Genomic DNA, 26,958 nt, shown 5'->3' on the forward strand with positions numbered 1-26,958 from the left:
ACTGCGACAATAAAGTTTGATCTGCGTCAAATACGTCCGTTGCCGCCACCTGCCTCACATTCTAAAACGTGTATGGAAGAAATGGCGCGTGGAGAATCCCTGCGCCTTTTTATTGGGAACCAGCAGGAGGCAGATATGGCAGACGCCGCCATTCACGGCCACGAACATGAGGATCAGCGCGGCTTTTTCACCCGCTGGTTCATGTCCACGAACCACAAGGACATCGGGATTCTCTACCTGATCGTCGCGGGTCTCGCGGGCTTCATTTCCGTGGCCTTCACCGTTTACATGCGCATGGAGCTGATGAACCCCGGGGTTCAGTACATGTGTATGGAAGGCGCCCGCCTGACCGCAGCAGCGGTTGGCGATTGTACCCCGAACGGCCATCTCTGGAACGTTCTGATCACCGGACACGGCATCCTGATGATGTTCTTCGTGGTGATTCCGGCGCTGTTCGGCGGTTTCGGCAACTATTTCATGCCGTTGCAGATCGGTGCGCCGGACATGGCGTTCCCGCGTCTGAACAACCTGTCTTTCTGGCTTTTCGTGGCCGGGACAACGCTGGCCGTCTGTTCGGTCCTGGCACCGGGCGGCAATGGCCAGTTGGGCTCGGGTGTGGGCTGGGTGCTGTATCCGCCGCTGTCGACCAATGAAGGCGGCATGTCGATGGACCTCGCGATCTTCGCGGTCCACGTCTCGGGTGCCTCGTCGATCCTGGGTGCGATCAACGTGATCACCACCTTCCTGAACATGCGCGCTCCGGGCATGACGCTCTTCAAGGTGCCGCTCTTTGCCTGGTCGATCTTCGTCACCGCGTGGCTGATCCTTCTGGCGCTGCCGGTTCTGGCGGGTGCGATCACCATGCTGCTCACCGACCGCAACTTCGGCACGACCTTCTTTGATCCTGCCGGCGGCGGCGACCCGGTGCTGTACCAGCACATCCTGTGGTTCTTTGGCCACCCGGAAGTGTACATCGTGATCCTGCCCGCGTTCGGCATCATCAGCCATGTCATCGCAACGTTCAGCCGCAAGCCGATCTTCGGCTACCTGCCGATGGTCTGGGCGATCATTGCGATCGGCGCTCTGGGCTTTGTCGTGTGGGCGCACCACATGTACACCGTCGGCATGTCGCTGACCCAGCAGTCCTACTTCATGCTGGCGACGATGGTCATCGCGGTGCCGACAGGGGTCAAGATCTTCTCGTGGATCGCGACCATGTGGGGCGGCTCGATCGAGTTCAAGACACCGATGCTCTGGGCGTTCGGGTTCCTGTTCCTCTTCACCGTGGGCGGTGTGACGGGCATCGTCCTGTCGCAGGCGGCCGTGGACCGGGCGTATCATGACACCTACTACGTCGTGGCGCATTTCCACTACGTGATGAGCCTTGGCGCCGTGTTCGGCATCTTCGCGGGGATCTATTTTTACTTCCCCAAGATGACCGGCAAGATGTATCCCGAATGGGCAGGCAAGCTGCACTTCTGGACCTTCTTCATCGGGGCCAACCTGACCTTCTTCCCGCAGCACTTCCTGGGCCGTCAGGGCATGCCGCGCCGCTATATCGACTATCCCGAGGCGTTTGCCTTCTGGAACTACGTGTCGAGCTGGGGGGCCTTCCTGTCCTTCGCGTCGTTCCTGTTCTTCATCGGCGTGATCGCCTGGAGCCTTGCCAAGGGCCGGGCCGAGACCGCGAAGAACCCGTGGAACGAATATGCGGACACGCTGGAATGGACCCTGCCCTCCCCGCCGCCCGAGCACACGTTCGAGCAGCTTCCGAAGCGGGAAGACTGGGAAAAGACCCACGCACATTAAGACCTGCGTGAACTGAAATCGAAGGCCCCGGTGGAAACGCCGGGGCCTTTAGCCATCAAACCTGCCTTTGTTTGCGGGTAGGTTGCGCGGTATCGCCACCGTGATGACCTCGTCACTGGCGACCTATGTGGGCTCGACCAAGCATCTGAGGGACGACATCATCCGCGCCTGTGATCTGCTTTTGACAGGATACTGACCGACCATGCCCTATACGTGGACAGACACCTCTGAAGACAATCTCGAACTGCGCCTCTGGCCGCATCAATCGCTGCCCGCCTACGGGTTCGCGGCGACGATCCTCGGCATCTTCACCCTGTCCACGATCCCGCTTTACGGCTTGATCGGAACGGTGCTGCTCTGGGGCATCCTGCCCTTCATGCTGCTGGCGCTGGGGGCGATGTGGTACGCGCTGCGGCGCAACGAACGCGATCTGCAGATCATCGAGATCCTGACACTCACGCCGGACGATCTGCACCTCACGCGTCAGACCCGGAAAGGCGCGCCGCAGGAATGGCACTGCAACCCCTACTGGACACAGGTCAACATGCATCAGAAAGGCGGGCCGGTCCCGCATTATGTCACGCTGTCGGGGGCCGGAAGAGAGGTTGAGATCGGCGCGTTTCTGAGCGAAGACGAACGCAAAGAGCTGTACGCGGAACTGAGTGACAGGGTTCGGCGCATCGCCACACCCTGACCCGAGGCTCCATGGCCCAAGTTCCCGCCGTTCCAAAGCTCAGCCGCGCATGGCATCTCGTGCTAGCACAGGCTCTCGGGCATACAGAGCCGACGACCGACATGGTGCCCTCGGAACGCGCGGCGATGGCGCTGCGTGCCGCCGACCTGCCCCGGCAACAGGCGCAGCAGGTCACCTTCCTGATTCCGCTGGTCGGACCGCAGCATGTCGGCGATTGGCCCGCCGTGATCGCCCGGCTGCAGGACACGCTGCACAGCTTCATCAGGCAAGACAACGCGCAGTGGCAAGCAGTGATCTGCTGTCAGGACCGGCCGGATCTGCCGGACGATCCGCGGATCACCTATCTGCCCTTCACCGACCCGACGCCGGGCAACGACAAGTGGCGCAAGCTGCGCGTGTTGACCGAGGCCCTGCCGGATCTGACCGACCGCCCCGGCTATGTCATGTCCTTCGATGCGGATGACCTGCTGCGACAGGGCACGGTCACGGAAATGCTGAGGCGGCAGGACCCCGGCGGGTACCTGGTGCAATCCGGGCTGGTGATGGATGTGGCGACCGGACAGATCGCGCTGGCGGACAGGCGCAGTCTTGCCGCGCCGATGCGCAAACCGTTCTGGAAGCTTTGCGGAAGTTGCGCCGCGCTTTATCACGACCCGGCAGAGCCTGCCTCGACCGCGTTCCTGGCCGAGATGACGCAGCACGAACACCGCATGTTTCCCTACCTTGCACGGCTGGCCGGGCAAGCTTTGCGCCCGCTGTCCCGGCCGTCGGTGCTCTACATGCTGAACCATGGCGAGAATTTCGGCGCGCGGCGGGGACGTGTCGGCTACAAGACCCGCTTCGTGCAGCGTTACCGGATCGACCAGCCTGAAACACTGGCCGGGATCAGGATGGATTTCGGGATGTGACAGGCGCGGCGGACGATGCGTCGACGCATCGTCGCGTTTCCGTCGACGGAAACGCGCCCCGACCAACCGGTCAGAGGTTCGACAACCGGTCCTTGACCATCGGTCCGACCGCGCCGAAATCCATCTGGCCGGTATACTTTGCCTTGAGCGCGCCCATGACCCGCCCCATGTCGCGGATCGACGACGCGCCGGTCTCGACAACCGCAGCATCCACCGCAGCGCGCACTTCCTCGTCCGACAGCTTGCGGGGCAGGAACTCCTCGATCACGCCGATTTCCGCCAGTTCGCGTTCCGCCAGATCGAGCCGCCCGGCCTCTTCATAGGTTTTGGCGGTGTCCTTGCGCTGCTTGACCATCTTCCCCATGATCGCAAGCACTTCGTCGTCGGCGACACCGTCTTCCTTGCCCTCGCCGCGGGCCGCGATGTCGCGGTCCTTGATCGCGGCATTGATCAGCCGAAGGGTCGAGAGCCGCGCGCTGTCCTTGTCGCGCATCGCCTTTTTGATCGACGTGGTGATCCGTGTCCGAAGGTCCATGTAGTCCCGTCCCCATGCTTGAGCGAGCGCGCACATTAAGCGAGGACCCAATCAGACGCAAGCGGCAAGCAATAGAGCTAACCTCTTGAAAAACATGGATATCGCTTTTTGCGACCTCCCTTGACCAACCGCCATCGCAGTCTTAGGTTCCGCAAGATTTAATCCAGCGGAGTCGCGCCATGTCCCAGCTTTCGAATGACACACCGACCGCCTGCCTTGCGCTTGCGGATGGCACGATTTTCTATGGTCGCGGCTTTGGCGCCACGGGCACGTCGGTGGCGGAACTGTGCTTCAACACCGCGATGACCGGCTATCAGGAAATCATGACCGATCCGTCCTACGCCGGTCAGATCGTGACCTTCACCTTCCCGCATATCGGCAATGTCGGCGTCAACCCGGATGACGACGAGACCGGCGACCCGGTGGCCGAAGGCATGGTCGTCAAGTGGATGCCGACGCAAAGCTCGAACTGGCGCGCGGTTCAGGAACTGAGCGCCTGGCTTGCGGCGCGCGGGCGCATCGCGATCGGTGGCGTGGACACCCGCCGACTCACCCGGGCGATCCGGCAGCAGGGCGCACCGCATGTGGCGCTGGAACATAACCCCGAGGGCAATTTCGATCTTGCGGCGCTGGTGGAAAAGGCCCGGGCCTTCTCCGGTCTCGAAGGGCTCGACCTGGCCAAGGATGTCACCTGCGTCCAGTCCTATCGCTGGGACGAGATGCGGTGGGCGTGGCCCGAGGGCTACAAGCGTCAGACCGACGCAAGGCACAAGGTCGTCGCCATCGACTATGGCGCGAAGCGCAACATACTGCGCTGCCTGGCGAGCGCCGGATGCGATGTGACGGTCCTGCCCGCCTCCGCCACCGCGGAAGAGGTGCTGGCGCACAATCCCGACGGCGTGTTCCTGTCGAACGGTCCGGGCGATCCCGCGGCCACGGGCAAATATGCCGTGCCGATGATCCAGACCATCCTGAACGAGACCAACCTGCCAATGTTCGGCATCTGCCTTGGCCACCAGATGCTGGCGCTGGCGCTGGGGGCCAAGACGGTCAAGATGAATCACGGGCACCACGGCGCGAACCACCCGGTCAAGGACACCGAGACCGGCAAGGTCGAGATCACCTCGATGAACCACGGCTTCGCGGTGGACAGTCAGACCCTGCCGACAGGCGTTCTGGAAACCCACCTGTCGCTGTTCGACGGTTCGAACTGCGGCATCCGCATGACGGATCGGCCGGTCTTTTCGGTGCAACAGCACCCCGAGGCCAGCCCCGGCCCGCAGGACAGTTTCTACCTGTTCGAACGCTTCGCGGACTCGATGGCTCAGGCCAAGGCCGAAAAGGTCTGAGCCCGTTAACGCGCGCTTAAGCTTTTGACGCTTAGCTGTCCCCCGGAAGTCGCCCGGGGGACTCATGTCGGTGAAATCAGCTATCGCGTCAGACGGGCCCTTTCTGCTCGCTTCGGGGTACCGGACGCACCGGGCCATGCCCGAACGCGCGCAGGACGATCTGACCGACGCCGTGCTGCGCAATGCGCGCAACCTGAATGCCCGCCGCCGACGCCTCGACCCAGCGACGAACCCGCCCGATCCGACGCTCGACCACCTGTTGCCGCCCGAGTTCTGTCTCGAACACCGGGTCCTGCCCTGGGGCACGCTTGGCGATGCGATCCTCGTGGGTGCCGTGCCGGACCGTGATCGGTCACAGCTGCGCGACATGCTGGAACACGAGATCGGGCCGATCCTCTTTGCCGACGTGTCCGAGGAGGATTTGCTGGCATTCATCTCGTCGCGACATGGCGAGTATCTCGCCGACCTGGCGGAAACCCAGGTGGCAGAAGATTACAGTTGCCGCGACATCAACAAGCTTTCGCTGTCGCAAGGCCTGCTGGCGTCGCTGTTCTTCGGGGTCAGCCTTGCGCTCATCTTCTTCTTTCCCAACGCGTTCTTCGCCGGGATCACGGCGGTCGCGGTGACCAACCTTGTCGCCTGCCAGCTCTTCAAGATCGTGGTGTTCTTCGCGGGTTACAGGAAACCGCCCGGCAAGCCGGTGCATGTGCCACTGGCAGAGAAACCGGTGGTCAGCCTGATTGTCCCGCTATTCAACGAAGCGGCGATCGCGCATGCGCTTGTGCAACGGCTGTCGCGGCTCAGCTATCCGAAATCCCTTCTGGATGTCGTGCTCGTGCTGGAGTCCGAGGACACCAGAACCCGGCAGATGATCGACGCCATCTCGCTGCCGGCATGGATGCGGGTGGTCCGGGTGCCGGATGGCAGGCTGAAGACCAAACCGCGCGCCCTGAACTACGCGCTGAACCACACGCGCGGTGACATCATCGGCGTTCTGGATGCCGAGGATGCACCGGCGACCGACCAGATCGAGCGGATCGTCGAAGCGTTCCACCACGCCCCGGCGAATGTCGCCTGCGTTCAGGGCATCCTGGATTTCTACAACACCAGGTCGAACTGGATCGCCCGCTGCTTCACCATCGAATACGCCACTTGGTTCCGCATCGTTCTGGCCGGCGCGGCGCGGCTGGGCTTGCCGATTCCGCTGGGTGGCACCACCGTGTATCTCAAGCGGTCGGCCCTGAAGCAGGTTGGCGGCTGGGACGCCCACAACGTCACGGAAGACGCCGATCTGGGGATCCGACTCTCCCGGCATGGGTATCGCACGATCCTGATCCCGACTGTCACGCGCGAAGAGGCGAACAACCGCATGATCCCGTGGATCAAGCAAAGGTCGCGCTGGCTCAAGGGATACATCATCACCTACATGGTGCATATGCGCCGACCGTTCCGACTGCTGCGCGATCTGGGGCTGCGCAAGTTCCTGGGGTTCCAGTTCTTCTTCCTGACCACCATCCTGCAATTCACGCTCGCGCCCGCGCTCTGGTCGTTCTGGCTGGTCTGTTTCGGCTACGGGACGCCATTCCTCGATGCCTTCCCGGCAGAGTGGATAGGGGGCCTTGTGGCCCTTTTTCTTTTGTCCGAGCTGGTCTCGCTTGCGGTCGGGTTCGTCGCCGTCGGACGCACCCGGCATGAAAAGCTCATGCAATGGGTGCCGATGATGATCTTCTATTTTCCGATGGGCGTCTTCGCGGTCTACAAGGCGTGGTCCGAACTGATCTTCAAGCCGTTCTACTGGGACAAGACCCAGCACGGTCTTTCGGAACCGGATGTTCCCGGCGGCGACATCCACGTCACCCGGCGCTAACGATGGTCCTTGGAAAGCGAATCCAGCTTGAGCCGCGTCACGAAGGCCACAGAGATGTGATCCCGCAGCGCGCGGTAGGCCGCGTCCTCGTCACGCTTGGTGATCGCATCGACAATTGCCTGATGTTCGGCCAGCGCGATCTCGCCCCGTCCCTGCGCCGCCAGCGACGTCGTCGCCATCAGCGCCATCGACCGGTGCACGAGGTCGAGTTGCTGAACAAGGAACCGGTTGTGCGACGCCAGGTGGATCTGCTTGTGAAACCGCCGGTTCGCCCGCGCCAGTGCCGATGGATCGTCAAGCAGGGCGCGGTCGTCATGCACCATGTCCTGCAAGACCTGTACCTCTTCCTCGGTTGCGTGGCGCGCCGCGAGCCGCGCTGCCAGACCCTCAAGCTCGGTACGCACCACGTAAAGCTCGGCCATCTGGTTGTGATCGAGCGATGCCACGATCAGAGACCGCCCGTCCCGCGTCAGCAAGGACTGGGTCTCGAGCCGCTGCAATGCCTCGCGGATCGGCGTGCGCGACATGCCGAAGCGTTCGGCCAGATCGCTTTCCACCAGGCGGTCACCCGGCCGGTAGACACCCACGTCGATCGCCTCGAGGATCGACGCATACGCGTCCTTCTGGGGGGCTTTCACATCTTTCATACCGCGGGATCCTTGTTCGAGTTTCCGCACGATAGCGCCGGGACGCCAAAAGACGCAAGTTGAGCCATTGCCGCGCCCCGGACACCCGCCTAGATTGGCGGTCATGGTAAAGTCGTCCTTCAAACATGTGCGTCACTGGGTCTTCGACCTGGACAACACGCTCTATTCGCCCGCCGTGCGCCTGTTCGATCAGATCGAGGTGCGCATGACCCGGTTCGTGATGGAGGCGGTCGGCATCGACCACGACGACGCCAACAAGCTGCGGCTGGACTACTGGAAGACCTACGGGACGACCCTTGCGGGGCTGATGCGCGAACATGACGTCGATCCGGCACCTTATCTGCATCATGTGCACGACATCGACTTCTCGGTGCTGTCCGAAGATCCCTACCTGGCCTCGCTGATCAGCGACCTGCCGGGACGCAAGATCGTCTACACCAACGGGTCTGCGCCCTATGCCGAAAACGTCCTCAAGGCGCGCGGGCTCGGGGGCATCTTCGACGCGGTCTACGGGGTGGAACATGCGGAGTTCCTGCCCAAGCCCGAACGCACCGCCTTCGAGAAGATCTTCGGACGGGATGGCACCGACACCAGAACCGCCGCGATGTTCGAAGACGACCCGCGCAACCTCGCGGCTCCGCACGCAATGGGCATGCGCACGGTGCACGTGGCCCCCGATGCGATCGAGGCTGATCACATCCATCATCATACCTCGGAACTGTCGGAATTCCTGGCGCGGCTGACCTAGCCGAAAATACCGGCGTCTTGCGGCAATTTGGCAGTTTCAGCGCGGCGCGGCGTACCTATCTCCAATGGAGACAGCAAAGAGGTATCCCAAATGTCCGTTTCCGACGCATCGCTCCAGCCGCGGCGCAATCCGCTCTACGCCATTCCCGTTTTCGGATGGGTGGCGCGTGACCTCAAGGAAGGACCCGCCGACACGATCTATTACCTGCTGGTCATCCTGCTGACCCTGCTGGTCCTGGCGGTGATGCAGTGGGGTATCGTCGCGCTCAGCATGGCCGCGCTTGCGATGGTTCCGGTGATAATGGTGACACTGATCCTGATCACGGTCGGAAAATAACAGGGGCGCCCTGACGCATCGCGTTTCGGGCTGGTCCGGGATAGATCCGGGCCACGACACTCGCGTCCCGAAAGGCAGTTACATGGACCACGACATCATCGTCTCGGGCGGCGGCATCGCCGGGCTCGCCGCGGCTGCGGCCTTCGGTGCAGAGGGCTATTCGGTGCTCTGCCTCGATCCGGCACCACCCGTCACCGACCGCGAAGCCGAAGGCGCGGACCTGCGCACCACGGCCTTCCTTCAGCCCGCGCAGGCCTTTCTGACCGAAATCGGTTTGTGGGGCCGGCTTGCCGCTCACGCGATGCCGCTTCAGGTCATGCGCATTGTCGATGCCGGTGGTCCCCTGCCCGAAGCGCGCGTGACCAAGGCGTTCAATGCCTCGGACATTTCCGATCAGCCGTTTGGCTGGAACCTGCCCAACTGGCTGTTGCGGCGTGAATTCGTGGCCCATCTGGAGGGCATGGAGACCGTCACCTTTCGCGCCGGTGTCGGCACCACGTCGCTGTTCACCCGCGAGGCCGAGGCTCGGGTCGGCCTGAGCGACGGCAGCAAGCTGCGCTGCAAGCTGGTCATCGCCGCCGACGGCCGCAATTCACCGATGCGCAAGGCGGCCGGGATCGACGTTCAGACCACGCGCTTCGGGCAGAAGGCGCTGGCCTTTGCCGTCACCCATCCGATCCCGCACGAGAATGTCTCGACGGAAATTCACCGCACCGGCGGGCCGTTCACCCTTGTGCCGCTGCCCGATCTGAACGGAAGGCCGTCCTCGGCGATTGTCTGGATGGAGGAAGGCCCGAAGGCCGAGGCGCTGATGGCGTTGGACACCGAAGCCTTCGAAGAGGCCATGACCACCCGATCCTGCAGTCTGTTCGGGCCGCTTGAACTGGCGTCGCGGCGCACGATCTGGCCGATCATCAGCCAGCATGCCGACCGCCTGAACGGCGAACGCATCGCCTTGGTGGCCGAAGCCGCGCATGTGGTTCCGCCGATCGGCGCGCAGGGCCTGAACATGAGCTTGAAGGATCTTGCCGTCCTGCGTGACCTGGCCCGGCAGACCGGAGACGAGATCGGCAACCGCAAGATGCTGGACAGCTACCACCAGAGGCGCATCGGCGATATTCGCGCGCGGGTGGCCGGGATCACGCTATTGAACCGGACCTCGATGCTCAGCGCGCAACCGCTGCGCGACATCCGCGCCAAGGGGCTTGATGCGCTTTACACGCTGACGCCGGTCCGCAAGACGTTGATGCAGTTGGGCCTCGGTGCGCGCGGCACCTGAGGCCCATTCGTTCCACCCTGTCGGTCAGGCGGCCTGAAAGGTCAGGCTGACACCGTTGATGCAGTGCCGTTTGCCCGTCGGCTGCGGCCCGTCATCGAAGATGTGGCCCAGATGGCTACCGCAGCGGCTGCAATGGCATTCGGTGCGGGTCATGAACAGGGACCGGTCCGGTTTGGTCTCGATGCCATTGGCCTGCGCCTCCCAGAAGCTTGGCCAGCCGGTGCCGCTGTCATATTTGTGTTCGGATGAATAGAGAGGCAGATCGCAGCCTCTGCAAAGGAACATGCCGTCGCGCTTTTCATCATTCAGCGGCGAGGAGAACGCGCGTTCCGTGCCCTCTTCGCGCATCACGCGGTATTCCAGAGGGCTCAGCATCGCCTTCCATTCGGCTTCGGACCGGGTGATTTCGAAACTGCCCTCGGCTGCGCCCGTCATCGACGCCGTGACCGAGGCGGCACCACCGACGCCCAACAGTGCGGCGGCACCTTGAAAGAAATGTCGTCTCAACATGGGATCCTCCTGGGATTTTCTGAAAGATGGTGCCCCGACCTGCATGTTCGCAAGGCCAGGGCACACACTTTTGCGCGATCTCAACTCACCCCGTGATGGGGATTGCAGGGTTTACTGAGCCGGCAAAAGCACGCGGTCGATGACGTGGATCACGCCATTCGACTGCCGCACGTCGGCAATCGTGACGGTGGCTTCGCGACCGTTTTCGTCCGTGAGTGTGATCTGGTCGCCGTCCATTTCCGCCTGCAATGTGCAGCCGCCAACCGTCGGGACCGCGTGCATTCCGCCATCATCCGCGATCATGCCGGCGATGGCTTCGGACATCGCGTTCGCCGAGACCACGTGGCAGGTGAGGATCTGCGTCAACTGCGCCTTGGCTTCGGGCTGAAGCAGCGCGTTCAGGGACTCGTCCGAAATCCGGTCAAACGCCGCATTTGTGGGCGCGAACACGGTGAACGGGCCGTCGCTGGACAATGTGTCGACCAGGCCGGCTGCCTTGACGGCGGCCACGAGCGTGGTGTGATCAGCCGAGTTCACGGCGTTTTCCACGATCGTCCGGTCCGGGAACATCGCGGCGCCCCCGACCATGGGGTTTGCCGATTGGGCGTGGCTGCTCGCTGCAAGGACGCCGCTCAGGGCCAGCGCGGAAACAAGTGCAGTGCTCAGTGTCTTGAAAGTCATGTCTTCCTCCAGTTGCCCGCCGGTTATCGGTGCGGGTCGAACGAAGACACGGAACCCTGCGGCCCGATGTTTCAGAACGTCGGATCACATCGCGATCACGACGCTGTGAGCGGCCCCGCAGCCCGGACCGCGCCGGTCGGCGCCCCGGTGGGCGATCCGCCCGGCGGCTCATCGGAAATCGCCAGCACCGCTCCTGGCAGGCTGGCCAGCAGGTCTTGCGGCAGGTCGATCACCGTGTCGCCATCGCCGTCAAGCAGACCAAGCGACACGGGCGCGTTGTTCCCGGCGATAAGCCAGAGCTCGAACACCCGGCCCTCGGGCGGATCACCGGCGCTGCGCAGGACCTGAACCGCGCCGCGTGTCGTGTCGACATTGGCGCGCAGGTCAAGGCCATCTCCGTCGGGGGTGGCGGCCAGCTCGGCCACGAGATCCGCTCTGACCGCCTCGTCATCCGTCACCAGCACTCCGCTTGTCGCGGCGAACCACAACACCACCGCCGCCGCGATGCCGCCCACAGCGTAGGGCCAGACCTGTTGCCAGATCGACGGGCGCCTGGCCCCGAAGAGCCGCGCCTCGAGCCGCTTGCGCAACTGTGGCGAAGGGGGCACCTCTTCGACATCGTCGATCAGTTCGGCAAAGGTCGCGTCCCATGCGGCGACCTCGTCGCGCAATGCCTGATCCTCGGCCATGCGTGCCTCGAAGGCCACGCGCTCGTCATTGGGCAAGAGCCCAAGCGCGTATTCCGCGGCCAGGACGCGCGGTTCGTCCTCCTCTGGGCCTTCGGGTGGATTTGTCTTGTCGCTCATCGGCTCAAACACTCCCGCAGGGCAATCAGGCTGCGGCGCAACCAGGTGCGAATGGTGTTGAGGTTCACCCCCGTCGCCTCGGCCAGATCGGCATAGCTGTCCCCATCCAGATAGGCACGCCGCACCAGATGCGCCCGCGCCCGTGGCAGCTCATCAAGACACTGGGTGATCCGCCGCGCATCCGAAGCCGCAACCGCCGACGCCTCGGGGCCCGGTTTGCCATCCGGCAAGAGGTCTGCCGTATCGATCGGTTCGGGGGGCCGCTTCAGCGCGCGGCGGCGATCCACCGCCCGGTTGCGGGTGATCGTGATCAACCAGGTCATCGGCGAATAACCGTTGACCCTGTAGGTGTCGGCCTTGTTCCAGACTGTCACGAATACCTCCTGCAGGACCTCCTCGGCTTCTGCGCGATCATTCAACACACGCAGACACACGCCGAAAAGTTTCGCAGAGGTCCTGTCGTAGAGCTTCGTGAAGGCTGCACGGTCTCCCATGGCCACACGCGCAATGAGCCTTTCGACCTCTTCTTGCGGCGTCATCAGCGAAATCCCGTGCCCTTACCCTTGCTCCTTCCGCCATTATGTTGCACGACACGTTCGCGAAACCCAGCTCAGAAGGATGTCCGCAACATGGCCGACGGGACGATCGACATCAACGCCAAACCGACAGAAGAAATTTCCGCGCGCGAGGTGTTTGGCATTGATACGGACATGATTGTCCATGGCTTTCCCGACCGCACGGATCGCGTTCCGGACATCGACAGCACCTACAAGTTCGACCCCGACACGACGCTGGCGATTCTCGCGGGCTTTCGCAACAACCGCCGCGTGATGATCCAGGGCTACCATGGCACCGGCAAATCGACACATATCGAACAGATCGCGGCGCGGCTGAACTGGCCCTGCGTGCGCGTCAACCTCGACAGCCACATCAGCCGGATCGACCTGATCGGCAAGGACGCGATCAAGCTGGTGGATGGAAAGCAGGTCACGCAGTTCCAGGAAGGCATCCTGCCCTGGGCGCTGCGCAACCCGACGGCCATCGTGTTCGATGAATATGACGCGGGCCGGGCCGACGTGATGTTCGTGATCCAGCGGGTTCTGGAAACCGACGGCAAGCTGACGCTGCTCGACCAGAACGAGGTCATCACCCCGCACAAGTATTTCCGCATCTTCGCCACCGCCAACACCGTTGGTCTGGGCGACACGACGGGCCTCTATCACGGCACCCAGCAGATCAACCAGGGCCAGATGGACCGCTGGTCGCTGGTGGCGACGCTGAATTACCTGTCGATCGACGCCGAAACCTCGATCGTGCTGTCCAAGGCACCGCATTACAACACCGAGAAAGGCCGCAAGATCGTGCGCCAGATGGTGACCGTGGCGGACATGTCGCGCACCGCCTTCATGTCGGGCGACCTGTCCACGGTCATGAGCCCGCGGACCGTGATCGCCTGGGCGCAGAATGCCGAGATCTTCCGCGATGTGGGCTATGCGTTCCGCGTGTCGTTCCTCAACAAATGCGACGAATTGGAACGCCAGACCGTGGCCGAGTTCTACCAGCGCTGCTTTGACGAGGAACTTCCGGAAAGCGCGGCGTCCCTGAGCATCGGGTGACCGGGTGACGGGGATCGTCCTGTCATCCCTTCTGTCGGCGGCGCGACCCGTCCGTGCGGCCCCCCTCGCCCTTGCGATCCTGGCGAGCGGTTCCCCTGTTTCGGCGCAGGACCCGGTGTATCCTGCCGCACAATGCGCCGCGTTCTGGTACGGTTATGCGGATTACGCGGACCTGTCGCCCTATCTCGACGCAAGCCCCACCGATCTCGAAGCGGCCGAGGCCTTTCGCGAGGTCGCCCTGCGGCTGGCGGGGGACGCATCAGAGGTCGAGCAGTTCATCTCGGAGCAACGTCCGCAGATGGTGCGCCTGATGGAAAGCTATATCTTCGACGGCGATGTCCAGAGCCGCGATATTTTCGAGCGGCTGACCGCCACCTGCGAGGATTTTGCAGCCGACCATCCGGAAACCCGAAACCTGAAATGACCCGGTCGGCCCTTGTTGGACAATATTCCAGCAAAAAACGCGGCTGAACACAGCCGCGTCTTTCCAGGAACTGCGCGTCTCGGGATCAACCACCCGAGTTGGTCATCGATCCGTTGTTTCGATTGTTCACCAGTTGCTCGATGAACTGCTCGGGCGACATTCCGTCGGGAAGGATAACCACCGTGCCGCCGGGCCGGGCACCCATCATCTGGCTTCTCGGGTTGATGTTCGGGTTCATGCCCGACGTACCGTTGCCGGCAGTGTTGGCCGCGGCCTGCTGGTTTGCCGACCCGGACCCGTTCTCCTGCATCTGCATGGTGTTCATCTGAGCCTGACCGGACGCCGACCCGTTGTTCGAGCCCTGCGTGTTGTTCATCCCGGTCGTCTGGTCATTCGACTGCCCCGCCATTTGGCCGTTCTGGCCATTCATCCGGGTCTGTCCCGATCCTGAGCCCATGTTCGAGCCTTGCATGTTGCCCATTGCGCCGGTATGGGAACCTGTCTGGCCGTTCGTCCGCGCCTGCTGCGACCCGGAGCCGTCGGTCTGGTTGCTTTCCCAGTTCTCGGCCTTCTCGACCAATTGCTCGCGCTTGGCCAGGTAATTCAGCTGCATGGCAAAATCCTGACGCGCTTCCTGCACGCCGCGGATATAGCCCTGCCGATAGCCCCGTTCATAGATGTCATGGCTCAGCGATTGCAGGTCCATCACGGTCACGTTTCCACCGGACTGCGTCGTGAACTGGCTGGATTGCCCCATCTGCCGGTTCGTCGACCCGATCTCGTTCGACGCGGTCTCGTTGACCGGATCGGTTTCCGCCGTATCCGGCGCATCGGCCGCTTCGATCTTTTCCATGATCGCCTGGTCTGACGATCCGTCGGTGGTGTTGCCGGTGGTGTTGCTCTGTGCGCTGGCTGTCGTTGCGCCCATGGCCACGATCAGTGACAGCGCCGTTGATGTGATCATCTTCGGTGTCATTTGCGTCTCCCATCTCATGAGTTCAACGCGGCCACGTCTTGGGATAGGAACGCGATCCTCCAGAGTTGGTTTCAAATTTTTCGGGTGACCCGGCTTTCTGCGCTTTCGCGATTGTCCCGAGCGGTGGAAACGATAGATTGGGAGCATGAACAAACCGACTGACAATCCCGCCGATCCGTTCAAGAAGGCGCTGGCCGAGGCCACCAAGGTGCTGGCGCATGATCCTGACCTGACGGTCAGCTATTCCGTCGACCCGGCTGGTATCTCGGGCGACGCCATGCGGCTGCCGCAGATCAGCCGCCGCCTGACCCGCGACGAGGTGCTTCTGGCACGCGGCACGGCGGATGCGATGGCGATGCATCGCCGCTATCACGACGCCGGAACCCACACGCGTTATGCGCCGCAAGGCGACCTCGCGCGCGAACTTTACGAGGCGATGGAGACCGCCCGCTGCGAGGCGATGGGCGCGCGCGACATGCCGGGAACGGCCGGCAATATCGACGCCAAGATCGGCAATGACGCGATGCGCCGCGGCTATGACCAGATCAAGGATTCCGCCGAAGCGCCCTTGCCCACGGCCGCCGGATACCTGGTGCGCCACCTTGCGACCGGCCGCACTCTGCCCGAAGGGGCGCAGAATGTCATGGAACTGTGGCGCGGCTTCATCGAGAACCAGGCGGGAAACACGCTGGAGACCCTTCAGAACGTGCTGAACGACCAGGCGGCCTTTGCCCGGTTCGCGCGCGCCGTGATCAGCGATCTGGGCTATGGCGACCAGCTGGGCGATGACCCCGACGAGCTTGATGACGACGCCGAGGACCAGGCCGAAGAGGGCAGCGACGACGAACAGGATCCCGACAGCACCGGTCAGGACGAGGAACAGGAAGACGACGCCGAAGCCAGCCCGGAATCGAGCCAGGACGAAACCCAGGATCCCAGCCAGGCGCAGGTCTCGATGGACGAGATGGCCGACCAGGAAATGAGCGACGAGGCCGAGATGCCCGAGGGCGAAGCGCCTCTGGAGCCGCCGCCCCCTGCCCCGATCTCCGAAGCGGATCCCGATTACAAGGTCTTCGATTCGACCCATGACGAGGAAATCCTGGCCGAGGATCTGGCTGAACCGGTCGAACTTGAACGCCTGCGCGCCTATCTCGATCAGCAGCTCGAGCCGTTGAAAGGCGCCGTGAGCCGCCTGGCCAACAAGTTGCAGCGCCGTTTGCAGGCACAGCAGAACCGGTCCTGGGAATTCGACCTTGAAGAAGGCATCCTCGATGCGGGCCGCCTGGCGCGTGTGGTGGCGAACCCGACCACGCCGCTGTCGTTCAAGGTCGAGAAGGACACCGAGTTCCGCGACACGGTGGTGACGCTGCTGCTGGACAATTCCGGGTCGATGCGGGGCCGGCCGATCTCCATCGCCGCGATCTGCGCCGACGTTCTGGCGCGGACGCTGGAACGGTGCTCGGTCAAGGTGGAAATCCTCGGCTTCACCACCCGCGCGTGGAAAGGTGGACAGGCCCGCGAGAAATGGCTCAACGAAGGTCGCGAACAGCAGCCGGGCCGCCTCAACGATCTGCGCCACATCATCTACAAGGGCGCCGACGCGCCGTGGCGCCGGACGCGGTCCAACCTCGGGCTGATGATGAAAGAGGGCTTGCTGAAGGAAAACATCGACGGCGAGGCGCTGGAATGGGCGCATCGACGAATGCTGCACCGTTCGGAGGCGCGCAAGATCCTGATGGTGATTTCCGATGGCGCGCCGGTCGATGACAGCACCCTGTCGGTGAACCCGGCGAATTACCTGGAAAAGCACCTGCGCGACGTGATCGCCATGGTCGAGCGGCGGCGTCAGGTGGAATTGCTGGCCATCGGCATCGGCCACGACGTGACGCGCTATTACGAGCGCGCGGTCACGATCACCGATGTCGAGCAGTTGGCCGGAGCAATGACCGAACAGCTGGCATCGCTGTTCGACAGCGATCCAAGGGCGCGGGCGCGCTTCATGGGCATTCGCAGGGCAAGTTGACGCGGTGCAATCGAACCGGCTACGCCGGTCCGATCCGCGCGGCCCTGCGGGCCGCGGATTTTGCATATTTGAAAAGAGAAGAAGCCGGGCAAGCGCGCCGCGTTCAACGCCGTGCGGGGGGTTGCCCTTTGGCCCGTTTCCGGGTTGGCATAGGGCAAACAGAAGAAAGACCGCTGCATGTTCCAGAGCTTTACGGAAACCGCGTCCCCGGACCAGGGTCCACCCCGCCTCGCCGCTTTGCGCGCGGTCATGCGGGCCGAGGGGCTGGACGGTTTCATCATTCCGCGCGCCGATGCGCATCAGGGCGAATATGTCGCCGAGCGCGACAGCCGCCTGGCGTGGCTGACCGGGTTCACCGGGTCGGCCGGGTATTGCGTCGCGTTGCGTGACAGGGCGGGTGTTTTTGTCGACGGCCGGTACCGGGTGCAGGTCCGGTCGCAGGTGGCGGATGTCTTCACGCCGGTGGATTGGCCCGAGATGTCGCTGGGACAGTGGATCACGGACAGTCTTTCGACGGGCAGCGTGGTCGGTTTCGATCCCTGGCTGCACACGGTGTCGCAAATTCGCGAACTGGAAACGGCTGTCGGCGACATCGCGTTGCGGCGCAGCGCCAACCTTGTCGACCGCATCTGGGAAGACCAGCCGCCGCCGCCCGCCACACCCGCCTTCGCGCAGCCGGTGGACCTTGCCGGCGAGTCGCACGAGGCCAAGATCGACCGGCTGGCAGGGCAGATCACCCCGGCCGCCACTGCCGTCCTGACCCTGCCCGATAGCATCTGCTGGTTGCTGAACATCCGCGGCGACGACGTGCCGCGCACCCCTTTCGTGCAAGGCTTCGCGCTTCTTCACGCTTCCGGCGAGGTGACGTTCTTCGTCGATCCGGCCAAGCTGGACGGGCTTGGCGATCACCTTGGCCCCAAGGTCCGGGTCTTGCCGGTCGGGGCGTTTCTTCCCGCCCTGACCGCGCTCGAGGGTCCGGTGCAGATCGATCCGCATTCCTGCCCGATGATTGTGGCAGACGCCTTGCGCGACGCCGGGATCGAAATCATCGAAGCGCAGGACCCCTGCGCGTTGCCGAAGGCGTGCAAGACCCGGGCCGAGCTTGACGGCGCACGCGCCGCGCATCTGCGCGATGGTGCCGCGATGGTGCGCTTCCTGTGCTGGCTCGACAACCAACCCGTCGGCAGCCTGACCGAGATCGACGTGGTCAGGCGGCTCGAAGCGGAACGCGCGGCCACCAATGCGCTGCGCGACATCAGCTTCGACACGATTTCCGGTGCCGGTCCGAACGGGGCCATCGTGCATTACCGTGTGACCGAACAGACCAACCGGAGCGTCGATGCCGGCCTGCTTCTGGTCGACAGCGGCGGGCAATATGTCGATGGCACCACCGACATCACCCGCACCATCCTGGTCGGATCGGTGGGCGCGGAGGAACGCCGGGCCTTCACGCTGGTGCTCAAGGGGATGATCGCCATCTCGCGGCTGCGCTGGCCCAAGGGGCTGGCCGGGCGCGACATGGATGCGCTGGCCCGCGTGGCGCTCTGGGAGCATGGGCTGGATTACGGACATGGCACCGGCCACGGGGTCGGGTCCTACCTGAGCGTGCATGAAGGCCCGCAGCGGCTTGCCCGCACCGGCACCGTGCCGTTCATGCCCGGAATGATCCTGTCGAACGAGCCGGGGTTCTACAGGGAAGGCGCGTTCGGCATCCGGATCGAGAACCTTGTCGTGGTCGAAGAGGCCCCCGCCCTGCCCGGTCAGACCGTGCCCGAGATGCTGCGGTTCGAGACCCTGACCCATGCGCCCATCGACACAAGGCTGATCGACACCGGCCTTTTGACCGCTGCGGAACGGGACTGGCTCAACACCTATCATGCCGAGGTGCTGGCCCGGATCGGACCCCTTGTCGACGGCGGACCTGCCGCTTGGCTGGCCGAGGCCTGCGCGCCGATCTGAGCATATACATTTACATTTGCCCGTTAACCCCGGTACATCGCAGTCAGAAGGGATGGATCATGCAAAAACACATTACAGTCAGACCCGCCGAGGGAACCTGGGTCGTCCGCGCCGGCGGCGCGGTGATCGCCGAAAGCGCAAATGCTCTTGAACTGACCGAGGGAGACATGCCCTTCGTGATCTACTTTCCGCGCTCCGACGTGGCGACGGCCTTTCTGGACGCGTCCGACCACCGCACGACCTGCCCGCACAAGGGCGAGGCGAGCTATTTCGACATCGTGTCGAAGAGCAAGACCTATTCCAACGCGGTCTGGAGCTATGAAGACCCGCAGGAGGACGTGGCGCAGATCAAGGACCATCTGGCCTTCCACGTTCAGGACGGCGTTCAGGTCGAACGGGTCTGACCCCGCGCCTCAGCTGTGCTCTTCTTCGGCGGTCGCCGCCAGGGCGCGGTTATAGGCCTTGAGCGCATCGACATGGAACAACGCGCCTTGCAGGACGGGCGCGTTGTCCTCTCCCTCCAGCCTGACCACCGGCAGGAATGCCACACCGGACTTGTCGAAGAGCGGCAGCGCGGTTTCGAGCGTCGCCTGTGCCTGCACGTACAGCCCCTGTTCGATCATCGTCAGGCAGGCGTCCTCATCCGCCGCGTTCGGTTCGGTGGGTTTGCGCATCACGCCCTGCACCCGGAACATCGCCAGCAGATAGGCCTGCGGACCGGCGGCGAGATGCACGTTGCGGCGCTCGAGCTGGGTCAGGAAGAACGACCGGTCCACCAGCCGGGCGGCTACCGCTGTCGACATCGACACCGACACCATCACCGCCAGCCCGGTCTGCCAGTCGCCTGTCAGTTCGAACACGATCAGCGTGGTCGAGATCGGCGCCCCGAGAACCGCCGCCGCCACCGCGCCCATTCCGGCCAGGGCGTAAAGCGTGGCCGTGCCTGACTGGTCCGGAAACATGGCTGTCGCGATGAGCCCGAATGCCAGCCCGGTCAGCGCGCCCAGCATCAGGGACGGCGAAAAGACGCCGCCGCCCATGCGCCCGCCCATGGTGATGGCGACGGCGACCACCTTGAGCATCGCGAACACCACCGCCTCGTGCCACAAAAGCGCACCGGTCAGGGCGCGCGACGTGGTCTCGTAGCCGACGCCGATGATGTGCGGAAACCAGATCGCCAGCGCGCCCAGCAGGACGCCCGCCACGGCGGGGCGCAGCAGATAAGGCAGACCCATGCGCCTTTGCACCTCGGTTCCGATGTCATCAGCCAGGAAGATCGCCCGCATCATGGCGACCGCGACCAGCCCGCAGATCAGGCCCAGGATGAAGAAGGCCGGAAGCTCGAGGTAGAATTCCACCGTGGTCGTGCCCGGCAGCTTGAATTCGGTCACGTCGCCGAAAACCAGGCGGTTGATCACCGTGCCGGCCGCGCTGGCCACCACGATGGGCGCGAAGGCATGCACGGCGAAATGCCTCAGGATGACTTCGAGCGCGAAGAGCGCGCCCGCGATCGGCGCGTTGAAGCTTGCCGAGACGGCGGCGGCCACCGCGCAGCCAAGCAGGTCGCGCCCGGTGATCCCGTCGGCGCGGATCGTGTTCGACACCCAGGACGAAATCATCGCCGCGATATGCACGACCGGGCCCTCGCGGCCACTGCTGCCCCCGGTCGACAGGGTGATCCAGGAACAGATCGCCGACGCGATCCCCGCCTTCTTTTCAACGCGGCCGTCATTGAGCGCGGCACCTTCGATGACGTCTGCCACCGACCGCACACGGCCGTCCGGCATGAAGTAATGCACGATGACCCCGACGGTCAGCCCGCCCACGGTGGGAATGATCAGCAGCATCCACCAGGGCAGCGTCGCGGCATAGCTGTGGATCGTCGTGACGGTCGGTGTGCCATAGACCGTGGTCTGCAAGACCGAGATCGCCAGACGGAACAGCGTGGCGGCAAGACCGGCCGCGATGCCGATACACAGGGCGATCAGCCAGAACTGGAACTGCGACGGCCCCTTGTGGCGCAGCAGATCCCAGCCGCGTCCGAACTGGCGTCTTGTTGCCTGTATTTGACCACTCAAAGCCGGTGCCATGCCCAGCGGTCCTTTCGGGGAAGGCGGAATGCGCCAAAAATCATCTGATTATCAAGGCTTATCCGATGCACCGGTCGTGTCCACCCCCCACCGGGTCAAACTGTGCGACTGTCGATGCCAGGACGCGCCCGTGACCATCGAGACCTGCGGCTTGCCTGCTCCGACACGGGGCCGAGCCTTTCGCCGACGCGTCAGCCGGTCAAGAGCGCCCGTGCCGCCGCGCGGGCCTCGGTCGTGATTGTGTCACCCGACAGCATGCGCGCGATTTCACCTTCGCGTGCCATGGAATCCAGCGGCACGACGGTCGAGGTGGTCTGGGCATCCGCGACATGCTTTTCGACCCGCCAGTGGTGCGCGCCAAGCGCCGCGACCTGCGGCGAATGTGTCACCACCAGAACCTGCCCGCCTTCCGCCAGAGCCGCCAGGCGCCGCCCCACCGCATCGGCGGTGGCCCCGCCGACGCCACGGTCGATCTCGTCGAAGATCATCGTCAGCCCGGCATCGCGCTGCTCGGACAGGCACACCTTGAGAGCCAGCAGAAAGCGGCTGAGTTCGCCGCCCGAGGCGATCTTGCCAATCGGCCCCGCCGGTGCGCCGGGATTGGTCGCCACGGTAAAGGCCACGGCATCGCTGCCCTCCGGTCCTGCGGGCGCTTCGGTCAGATCGGTGACGAAGACCGCGCGGTCCATCTTGAGCGGCGCAAGTTCGGCGCAGACGGCACTGTCCAGCCGACGGGCTGCATCAACCCGGCTTGCGCGCAACGCCGAGGCCGCAGCCTCGTAGGCCGCCTCGGCCGTGCGCAGTTCGGATCGCAACAGCGCCATCCGGTCCGCACCCTGGTCCAGCGCGGTCAGCCGATCGCGAAGCGTATCCGCCAGACCGGCAAGTTCGTCCGGGGCGACGCTGTGCTTGCGGGCAAGACCGCGCAGGGCGAAGAGCCGTTCCTCGGTGGCCTCGAGCTCATGCGGATCGAATTCGAGCGCGTCGAGCGTGTCGGCCACGCCGCGTGCCGCCTCGTCCAGTTCGGCCATCGCCCGCGCCAATGCCGCCAATGGTTCGTCCAGCCGCCCGTCCGCTGCATCGCTGACGCCTTCAAGCCAGCGCAGCGCATCGGCCAGCGCGCCTTCGGCCCCGTCCGGCCCCATGCCCTGCTCGGCGCGCAGGATATCGTCACGAATACGCTCGGCGCCCTGCATCATCCGGCGGCGCGCGTCGAGTTCGGCATCCTCGCCCGGTTGCGGCGACAGCTTGTCGAGTTCCCCGACCGCGTGGCGCAGGAACTCTTCCTCGGCTTGGGCCGCGGCATGGGCCGCCTCGGCCTCGGCCAGCGCCTTGCGCGCCCTCGACATCTCCCGCCACGCCGCCTTGACGTCGGCCAGAAGCGCGTCATGCCCGGCGAACTGATCCAGCAGCGCGCGGTGTCCCTTGGGGTTCAGCAACCCGCGATCGTCATGCTGGCCGTGCAGTTCGACCAGCGTATCGGACAGCGCGCGCAGCATCTCGCCGGTGACGCGGCGGTCGTTGACCCAGCCGGTCTTGCGCCCGTCGGCGGTGTTGACCCGCCGCAGGATCAATTCGTCCGCGTCATCGAACCCGGCCTCTGCCAGCACGTCATGCGCCGGGTGGCCTTTGGGCAGGTCGAACACCGCAGTGACTTCGCCCTGCTCTGCCCCGCTGCGCACCAGTTCGGCGCGCCCTCGCCAGCCCAGCACGAATCCCAGGCTGTCGAGCAGGATCGACTTGCCCGCGCCGGTTTCGCCGGTCAGTACGTTCAAGCCCGGCTGGAACTCAAGCTCCAGCCGGTCGATGATCAGCATGTCCCGTATTTCAAGTGCGCGCAGCATTCTGTGCAACCGGGTGCGTGGTCAGACGCACCGCCCCCCGATCAAAGCCACTCACCCTTGACCATCTGGCGATAGATCTGACCCAGCCAGTTGTCGCCGGTCGCCTTCAGTTCAAGACCGCGTCCTGTCAGGAGCTTGAAACTGTCCTCGTACCAGCTCGAGGACTGGTAATTGTAACCGAGGATTGCGCCAGCGGTCTGCGCCTCGTCGGTCAGGCCCAGCGACAGATATGCCTCGACCAGACGGTGCAGGGCTTCGGCAGTGTGGGTGGTTGTCTGGAAATCCTCGACCACGACGCGGAAGCGGTTGATCGCCGCCGCGTAATGATCGCGCTTGAGGTAATAGCGCCCGATTTCCATTTCCTTGGCCGCCAGGTGGTCGAAGGCCAGATCGAACTTGAGCACCGAAGACCGGGCATATTCGCTGTCCGGATAGCGTTCGATGACCGTGCGCAGCGCTTGCAGCGCCTGAAAGGTCAACCCCTGGTCGCGGCCCACATCCTCGATCTGGTCATAATAGCTCAGCGCCAGAAGGTACTGCGCATAGGCGGCGTCTTCGTCGGTCGGGTAGAAATCGATGTAACGCTGTGCGGCACTGCGGCTGTTTTCGTAATCCTTGTTCTGGTGATGCGCATAGGCCTGCATGATCACCGCGCGCTTGGCCCAGTCGGAATAGGGATAAAGGCGCTCGACCTCGGAAAAGTAGAAAGCGGCGTCTTCGGGATCGCTGCGATTCAGTTCGAATTCGCCGCGCTCGTAGATCTGTTCCGCCGTGAAATTCTCGATCGGCACGCCACCGGGCCCGAATCCCGGACGCTCGCCGTTCCCGCATGCGCTCAGAGTCGCTACCAAGAGCCCCGCTCCGATCACAGCTCTTGCGTATCTGCCCGCTGCCATGCCCGTCACCTTCGATTCATCGCCGTGGCTATATGTGCCACTTGTCTGCTCTCGGTCCTAGCACATTAAATCCCGAGGCAAAACGCCTTTAGGCACAGATGCCGACGAGCCGGGATCGGGCAGCGACATCCGGCCCGCCCAGAGCGGCGCAGCGACGCGATCACGCAACTTCGGGGATCTCGTGTGCCTCGACGCCGGCACCGGGCAACCGCGCCGCCAGCGCGACGTCGCAATCGCGGATGCGAAACCCGTCCGGTGTCGCGAACAGTTCGCGCAACAGCATGTTTGTCAGGGTATGCCCCGCCTTGTGGCCTTCGTAATGGCCCAGCACCGGAGCGCCGGCAAGGGCCAGGTCGCCAAGGGCATCCAGCATCTTGTGTCGCACCGCCTCGTCGGCATGGCGCAGGCCACCCGGGCTCAGAACCCGGTCGCCATCCACGACAACGGCATTTTCCATCGTCCCGCCCAGAGCCTTGCCAACCGCGCGCATCGCTTCGACATCCGCCGCACGGCAAAATGTCCGGCTGTCGCACAATTCGCGCACGAAGGCCCCGTTGGCGAGGTTCAGGGACTTGCTTTGACGGCCGATCGCCCGGTCGGAAAAGTCGATGTGGAAATCCATCGTCAGCCCCGGCCCCGGTGCCAGCCGCGCCCAGCCCTGCGCCGTATGAACCTCGACGGTGCTCAGCACCTCGATCACCCGGATCGGCGCGGCCAGCCGCTTGACCCCGGTGGCCATGATCCTGCGCACGAAGGGCGCGGCACTGCCATCGAGCACCGGCACTTCGGGTCCGTCGATGCGGATCAGCGCGTTGTGCACACCGCACCCTGCCAGAGCCGCCATGACGTGTTCGATGGTCGACACCGACACGCCCGCCGCGTTGACGATCTTCGTGCAGAGAGGAGACTGCTCGGCGTGGTCGTAAAGCGCGGGGATACGCGCATTGCCCAACCGGATATCCGTGCGTTCGAAAACAATGCCGTGATCGGCTGGAGCCGGGCCAATGGACATCGACACCGGAAGACCGGTGTGCAAGCCCGCGCCCGTGAACCGGACAGATGATTGAACAGTTGTCTGCAAAGGACCCTCGACCGTTTTCGTGCGTTCCCCCCAGAAGCACGCCTTGACGAGGGTGATACTAAGGCGGGTCGCCAGCCTCAAATCAAAGATTGTAACGGCTTGAAACACCGCCCCGAAACATGTCGGCGGATTCCCGCCATGACGCGCAAGCCTATGTTCCAAAAGGAAAACGCCCCCGGAACCGGAGGCGTTTCGACAGCGACTCGTCGCTGGTTCAGTTGGCCTGACGCCGCAGGAAGGCCGGGATCTCGATGCGTTCCTGGTCCTCGTCCGGCTCTTGCGCGGGGGCCGGCGCCGCACCGCTGGAGTGAACCGGCGGCTGCGCGGTGCGGCGCACGGGCGCCTCGGGCTGCTGGGCATGACCGGTCATCCGGTTGATCAGCGAATTGATCCCGAAGCGCGGACGCTCGCTGTCGGCGGGCTCGGGCTCGGTGTGCACCGGTCGGGTTCCGGGGGCCGGGCGGGCACGCGATGCCGCCGCCTGCAATCGGGCCAGAGCTTCGGCGCTTGGCGTACCCGGAGCGGGCGCACGCGGTGCCACGAACTGCTCGGGATCGGCTTCGATGCTGTCTTCGCGCGGGTTGAATTCGGCAACCTGCGGGCGGTAGGCGGGCGCTGGCAGACCATCGTCATCCACAACGTCTTCGTGCCGGTCTTCCTGTTCGAAAATGGTTTCCATCTGCTCTTCCGCAGCGGCGCGCTCGGCCTCCATCGAGGTAAAGAGCGACGGCTCTTCCGCCACACGGGTCCGCGCGGCCACCGGCTCGGGCTTCGGCGCTTCGCGTTCGACGCGGGCCTCTTCCTCGACCTGCGTGACCTGTGTCAGCGGCGACGCGAGCTTGCGGCGCGGCACCGGGACATCCGTGTGCACATCGACCGCGTCGATGCCGGTGGCGACGACACTCACCCGCATCATGCCTTCCATCCCGTCGTCCAGAGTGGAGCCGACGATGATGTTGGCGTCCGTGTCGACCTCTTCGCGGATACGGTTGGCCGCTTCGTCCAGTTCGAACAGGGTCAGGTCGTGACCGCCGGTGATGTTGATGAGAACACCCTTCGCGCCGCGCAGGCTGATCTCGTCCAGCAGCGGGTTCGCTATGGCCTTTTCGGCCGCCTGGATGGCGCGATCTTCGCCCTCGGCCTCGCCGGTGCCCATCATCGCCTTGCCCATCTCGTCCATCACGGCGCGCACGTCGGCGAAATCGAGGTTGATCAGGCCCGGACGGACCATCAGGTCGGTGACGCCCTTCACACCCTGGTACAACACGTCATCCGCCATGCTGAACGCTTCGGTAAAGGTCGTCTTTTCATTCGCCAGACGGAACAGGTTCTGGTTCGGAATGATGATCAGCGTGTCGACCACCTTCTGAAGCGCATCGACCCCGTCCTCGGCCTGCTTCATCCGCTTGCCGCCTTCGAACTGGAACGGCTTGGTCACGACACCGACGGTCAGCACACCCAGTTCGCGGGCCGCCTGTGCGATGATCGGCGCGGCCCCGGTCCCGGTGCCGCCGCCCATGCCGGCAGTGATGAAGCACATATGCGCGCCGGCCAGGTGATCGACGATCTGCTCGATGCTTTCCTCGGCAGCGGCAGCCCCGACCGTGGCACGCGCCCCGGCGCCCAGCCCTTCGGTGACCTTGACGCCAAGCTGGATGCGGCTGGCCGACCGGCTCTGCTGAAGAGCCTGCGCATCGGTGTTCGCCACCACGAAATCGACACCCTCGAGGGCCTTGTCGATCATGTTGTTGACCGCGTTTCCGCCTGCACCGCCAACACCGAACACGGTGATGCGGGGTTTCAATTCTTCCTGTCCGGGCACCGAAAGGTTCAAAGTCATGTGTCTGTCCGCCTGCTATCTCAGCCCCATTCGGAGCGTT

Annotated in this window: 25 protein-coding genes; 13 read left to right on the top strand and 12 right to left on the bottom strand. The window is 64.1% G+C overall.

The window, feature by feature from the left end:
* The first annotated feature begins 135 nt into the window (after nt 1-135).
* The 3 genes from ctaD to LCF60_RS10275 all read left to right on the top strand — a co-directional run bounded on the left by ctaD (nt 136) and on the right by LCF60_RS10275 (nt 3,411).
* Nucleotides 136-1,809, top strand: a complete 1,674-nt coding sequence (gene ctaD / locus LCF60_RS10265) for a cytochrome c oxidase subunit I (RefSeq protein ID WP_292291590.1) — start codon at nt 136-138, stop codon at nt 1,807-1,809.
* 202 nt (nt 1,810-2,011) lie between these two features.
* Nucleotides 2,012-2,503 carry a DUF2244 domain-containing protein gene (locus LCF60_RS10270; RefSeq protein WP_292291591.1) on the top strand — a complete coding sequence of 164 codons (492 nt, stop codon included), beginning with the start codon at nt 2,012-2,014 and terminating at the stop codon, nt 2,501-2,503.
* 11 nt (nt 2,504-2,514) lie between these two features.
* Entirely contained in the window at nt 2,515-3,411 is an 897-nt protein-coding gene (locus LCF60_RS10275) for a hypothetical protein (RefSeq protein ID WP_292291593.1), read from the top strand.
* Nucleotides 3,412-3,481: 70 nt separating this feature from the next.
* On the opposite strand, the gene LCF60_RS10280 is transcribed toward LCF60_RS10275, so the two are convergent.
* Entirely contained in the window at nt 3,482-3,946 is a 465-nt protein-coding gene (locus LCF60_RS10280; protein ID WP_292291595.1) for a GatB/YqeY domain-containing protein, read from the bottom strand.
* 179 nt (nt 3,947-4,125) lie between these two features.
* Here LCF60_RS10280 and carA point away from each other — a divergent pair, with 179 nt between their 5' ends.
* Nucleotides 4,126-5,295, top strand: a complete 1,170-nt coding sequence (carA, locus tag LCF60_RS10285; RefSeq protein WP_292291597.1) for a glutamine-hydrolyzing carbamoyl-phosphate synthase small subunit — start codon at nt 4,126-4,128, stop codon at nt 5,293-5,295.
* Between the two features lie 136 nt (nt 5,296-5,431).
* Complete coding sequence (locus LCF60_RS10290) at nt 5,432-7,162, top strand: glycosyltransferase family 2 protein (protein WP_292291600.1); 1,731 nt, start codon at nt 5,432-5,434, stop codon at nt 7,160-7,162.
* Here LCF60_RS10290 and LCF60_RS10295 read toward each other — a convergent pair.
* A complete protein-coding gene (locus LCF60_RS10295; protein WP_292291601.1) occupies nt 7,159-7,809 on the bottom strand; it encodes a GntR family transcriptional regulator in 651 nt (216 codons plus the stop codon). The two genes, LCF60_RS10290 and LCF60_RS10295, sit on opposite strands and share 4 nt — an antisense overlap.
* 103 nt (nt 7,810-7,912) lie before the next feature.
* Here LCF60_RS10295 and LCF60_RS10300 point away from each other — a divergent pair, with 103 nt between their 5' ends.
* From LCF60_RS10300 to LCF60_RS10310, 3 genes are all read left to right on the top strand, one after another.
* Nucleotides 7,913-8,557, top strand: a complete 645-nt coding sequence (locus tag LCF60_RS10300; protein ID WP_292291676.1) for a pyrimidine 5'-nucleotidase — start codon at nt 7,913-7,915, stop codon at nt 8,555-8,557.
* A 90-nt stretch (nt 8,558-8,647) separates the two neighbouring features.
* Entirely contained in the window at nt 8,648-8,893 is a 246-nt protein-coding gene (locus LCF60_RS10305; protein WP_292291603.1) for a hypothetical protein, read from the top strand.
* A gap of 82 nt (nt 8,894-8,975) precedes the next feature.
* Nucleotides 8,976-10,172, top strand: coding sequence for a UbiH/UbiF family hydroxylase (locus LCF60_RS10310; protein WP_292291605.1), 1,197 nt, complete (start codon nt 8,976-8,978; stop codon nt 10,170-10,172).
* 24 nt (nt 10,173-10,196) lie between these two features.
* On the opposite strand, the gene msrB is transcribed toward LCF60_RS10310, so the two are convergent.
* The 4 genes from msrB to LCF60_RS10330 all read right to left on the bottom strand — a co-directional run bounded on the left by msrB (nt 10,197) and on the right by LCF60_RS10330 (nt 12,708).
* Nucleotides 10,197-10,682 carry a peptide-methionine (R)-S-oxide reductase MsrB gene (msrB, locus tag LCF60_RS10315; RefSeq protein WP_292291607.1) on the bottom strand — a complete coding sequence of 162 codons (486 nt, stop codon included), beginning with the start codon at nt 10,680-10,682 and terminating at the stop codon, nt 10,197-10,199.
* Nucleotides 10,683-10,793: 111 nt separating this feature from the next.
* Nucleotides 10,794-11,363, bottom strand: coding sequence for a fasciclin domain-containing protein (locus LCF60_RS10320; RefSeq protein ID WP_292291609.1), 570 nt, complete (start codon nt 11,361-11,363; stop codon nt 10,794-10,796).
* Between the two features lie 95 nt (nt 11,364-11,458).
* Nucleotides 11,459-12,169, bottom strand: a complete 711-nt coding sequence (locus LCF60_RS10325) for an anti-sigma factor (protein ID WP_292291611.1) — start codon at nt 12,167-12,169, stop codon at nt 11,459-11,461.
* Nucleotides 12,166-12,708 (bottom strand): sigma-70 family RNA polymerase sigma factor, encoded by a 543-nt coding sequence (locus tag LCF60_RS10330; RefSeq protein ID WP_292291613.1) that lies wholly within the window; start codon nt 12,706-12,708, stop codon nt 12,166-12,168. Before LCF60_RS10330 ends, LCF60_RS10325 begins: the two co-directional genes overlap by 4 nt.
* A 90-nt stretch (nt 12,709-12,798) precedes the next feature.
* Here LCF60_RS10330 and cobS point away from each other — a divergent pair, with 90 nt between their 5' ends.
* Complete coding sequence (gene cobS / locus LCF60_RS10335) at nt 12,799-13,785, top strand: cobaltochelatase subunit CobS (RefSeq protein ID WP_292291615.1); 987 nt, start codon at nt 12,799-12,801, stop codon at nt 13,783-13,785.
* Nucleotides 13,786-13,789: 4 nt separating this feature from the next.
* Nucleotides 13,790-14,209 (top strand): hypothetical protein, encoded by a 420-nt coding sequence (locus LCF60_RS10340; RefSeq protein WP_292291617.1) that lies wholly within the window; start codon nt 13,790-13,792, stop codon nt 14,207-14,209.
* An 85-nt stretch (nt 14,210-14,294) separates the two neighbouring features.
* Here LCF60_RS10340 and LCF60_RS10345 read toward each other — a convergent pair whose 3' ends face one another.
* On the bottom strand, nt 14,295-15,173 hold the full coding sequence (locus LCF60_RS10345) for a hypothetical protein (protein WP_292291619.1): 879 nt from the start codon (nt 15,171-15,173) through the stop codon (nt 14,295-14,297).
* Nucleotides 15,174-15,330: 157 nt separating this feature from the next.
* Between LCF60_RS10345 and cobT the strand changes: the two genes are divergently transcribed.
* From cobT to LCF60_RS10360, 3 genes are all read left to right on the top strand, one after another.
* Nucleotides 15,331-17,208: a cobaltochelatase subunit CobT gene (gene cobT / locus LCF60_RS10350; protein WP_292291621.1), complete on the top strand. Its 1,878-nt coding sequence runs from the start codon at nt 15,331-15,333 to the stop codon at nt 17,206-17,208.
* Nucleotides 17,209-17,385: 177 nt separating this feature from the next.
* The gene (locus LCF60_RS10355) at nt 17,386-19,167 is read left to right on the top strand and encodes an aminopeptidase P family protein (RefSeq protein WP_292291623.1); all 1,782 of its coding nucleotides are present in this window, start codon (nt 17,386-17,388) and stop codon (nt 19,165-19,167) included.
* Between the two features lie 59 nt (nt 19,168-19,226).
* A complete protein-coding gene (locus LCF60_RS10360) occupies nt 19,227-19,571 on the top strand; it encodes a DUF427 domain-containing protein (RefSeq protein WP_292291624.1) in 345 nt (114 codons plus the stop codon).
* A gap of 9 nt (nt 19,572-19,580) precedes the next feature.
* Here the strand turns inward: LCF60_RS10360 and LCF60_RS10365 are convergent, their stop codons facing one another.
* The 5 genes from LCF60_RS10365 to ftsZ all read right to left on the bottom strand — a co-directional run bounded on the left by LCF60_RS10365 (nt 19,581) and on the right by ftsZ (nt 26,918).
* A complete protein-coding gene (locus LCF60_RS10365) occupies nt 19,581-21,257 on the bottom strand; it encodes a chloride channel protein (RefSeq protein ID WP_292291626.1) in 1,677 nt (558 codons plus the stop codon).
* Nucleotides 21,258-21,448: 191 nt separating this feature from the next.
* On the bottom strand, nt 21,449-23,101 hold the full coding sequence (gene recN, locus LCF60_RS10370) for a DNA repair protein RecN (RefSeq protein WP_292291628.1): 1,653 nt from the start codon (nt 23,099-23,101) through the stop codon (nt 21,449-21,451).
* A gap of 41 nt (nt 23,102-23,142) precedes the next feature.
* Nucleotides 23,143-23,997 carry an outer membrane protein assembly factor BamD gene (locus tag LCF60_RS10375; RefSeq protein WP_292291630.1) on the bottom strand — a complete coding sequence of 285 codons (855 nt, stop codon included), beginning with the start codon at nt 23,995-23,997 and terminating at the stop codon, nt 23,143-23,145.
* 160 nt (nt 23,998-24,157) lie between these two features.
* On the bottom strand, nt 24,158-25,078 hold the full coding sequence (gene lpxC / locus LCF60_RS10380; protein WP_292291631.1) for a UDP-3-O-acyl-N-acetylglucosamine deacetylase: 921 nt from the start codon (nt 25,076-25,078) through the stop codon (nt 24,158-24,160).
* 214 nt (nt 25,079-25,292) lie between these two features.
* Nucleotides 25,293-26,918: a cell division protein FtsZ gene (gene ftsZ, locus LCF60_RS10385; protein ID WP_292291632.1), complete on the bottom strand. Its 1,626-nt coding sequence runs from the start codon at nt 26,916-26,918 to the stop codon at nt 25,293-25,295.
* Nucleotides 26,919-26,958 lie beyond the last annotated feature (40 nt).

The sequence above is a fragment of the Marivita sp. genome (genome assembly GCF_020055635.1).
GTDB lineage: Bacteria > Pseudomonadota > Alphaproteobacteria > Rhodobacterales > Rhodobacteraceae > Marivita.

Bases quoted from the DNA above. Each gene is read 5' to 3' on its own strand.
- ctaD (WP_292291590.1), top strand. From the start codon at position 136: ATGGCAGACGCCGCCATTCACGGCCACGAACATGAGGATCAGCGCGGC.
- LCF60_RS10270 (WP_292291591.1), top strand. From the start codon at position 2,012: ATGCCCTATACGTGGACAGACACCTCTGAAGACAATCTCGAACTGCGC.
- LCF60_RS10275 (WP_292291593.1), top strand. From the start codon at position 2,515: ATGGCCCAAGTTCCCGCCGTTCCAAAGCTCAGCCGCGCATGGCATCTC.
- LCF60_RS10280 (WP_292291595.1), bottom strand. From the start codon at position 3,946: ATGGACCTTCGGACACGGATCACCACGTCGATCAAAAAGGCGATGCGC.
- carA (WP_292291597.1), top strand. From the start codon at position 4,126: ATGTCCCAGCTTTCGAATGACACACCGACCGCCTGCCTTGCGCTTGCG.
- LCF60_RS10290 (WP_292291600.1), top strand. From the start codon at position 5,432: ATGCCCGAACGCGCGCAGGACGATCTGACCGACGCCGTGCTGCGCAAT.
- LCF60_RS10295 (WP_292291601.1), bottom strand. From the start codon at position 7,809: ATGAAAGATGTGAAAGCCCCCCAGAAGGACGCGTATGCGTCGATCCTC.
- LCF60_RS10300 (WP_292291676.1), top strand. From the start codon at position 7,913: ATGGTAAAGTCGTCCTTCAAACATGTGCGTCACTGGGTCTTCGACCTG.
- LCF60_RS10305 (WP_292291603.1), top strand. From the start codon at position 8,648: ATGTCCGTTTCCGACGCATCGCTCCAGCCGCGGCGCAATCCGCTCTAC.
- LCF60_RS10310 (WP_292291605.1), top strand. From the start codon at position 8,976: ATGGACCACGACATCATCGTCTCGGGCGGCGGCATCGCCGGGCTCGCC.
- msrB (WP_292291607.1), bottom strand. From the start codon at position 10,682: ATGTTGAGACGACATTTCTTTCAAGGTGCCGCCGCACTGTTGGGCGTC.
- LCF60_RS10320 (WP_292291609.1), bottom strand. From the start codon at position 11,363: ATGACTTTCAAGACACTGAGCACTGCACTTGTTTCCGCGCTGGCCCTG.
- LCF60_RS10325 (WP_292291611.1), bottom strand. From the start codon at position 12,169: ATGAGCGACAAGACAAATCCACCCGAAGGCCCAGAGGAGGACGAACCG.
- LCF60_RS10330 (WP_292291613.1), bottom strand. From the start codon at position 12,708: ATGACGCCGCAAGAAGAGGTCGAAAGGCTCATTGCGCGTGTGGCCATG.
- cobS (WP_292291615.1), top strand. From the start codon at position 12,799: ATGGCCGACGGGACGATCGACATCAACGCCAAACCGACAGAAGAAATT.
- LCF60_RS10345 (WP_292291619.1), bottom strand. From the start codon at position 15,173: ATGATCACATCAACGGCGCTGTCACTGATCGTGGCCATGGGCGCAACG.
- cobT (WP_292291621.1), top strand. From the start codon at position 15,331: ATGAACAAACCGACTGACAATCCCGCCGATCCGTTCAAGAAGGCGCTG.
- LCF60_RS10355 (WP_292291623.1), top strand. From the start codon at position 17,386: ATGTTCCAGAGCTTTACGGAAACCGCGTCCCCGGACCAGGGTCCACCC.
- LCF60_RS10360 (WP_292291624.1), top strand. From the start codon at position 19,227: ATGCAAAAACACATTACAGTCAGACCCGCCGAGGGAACCTGGGTCGTC.
- LCF60_RS10365 (WP_292291626.1), bottom strand. From the start codon at position 21,257: ATGGCACCGGCTTTGAGTGGTCAAATACAGGCAACAAGACGCCAGTTC.
- recN (WP_292291628.1), bottom strand. From the start codon at position 23,101: ATGCTGCGCGCACTTGAAATACGGGACATGCTGATCATCGACCGGCTG.
- LCF60_RS10375 (WP_292291630.1), bottom strand. From the start codon at position 23,997: ATGGCAGCGGGCAGATACGCAAGAGCTGTGATCGGAGCGGGGCTCTTG.
- ftsZ (WP_292291632.1), bottom strand. From the start codon at position 26,918: ATGACTTTGAACCTTTCGGTGCCCGGACAGGAAGAATTGAAACCCCGC.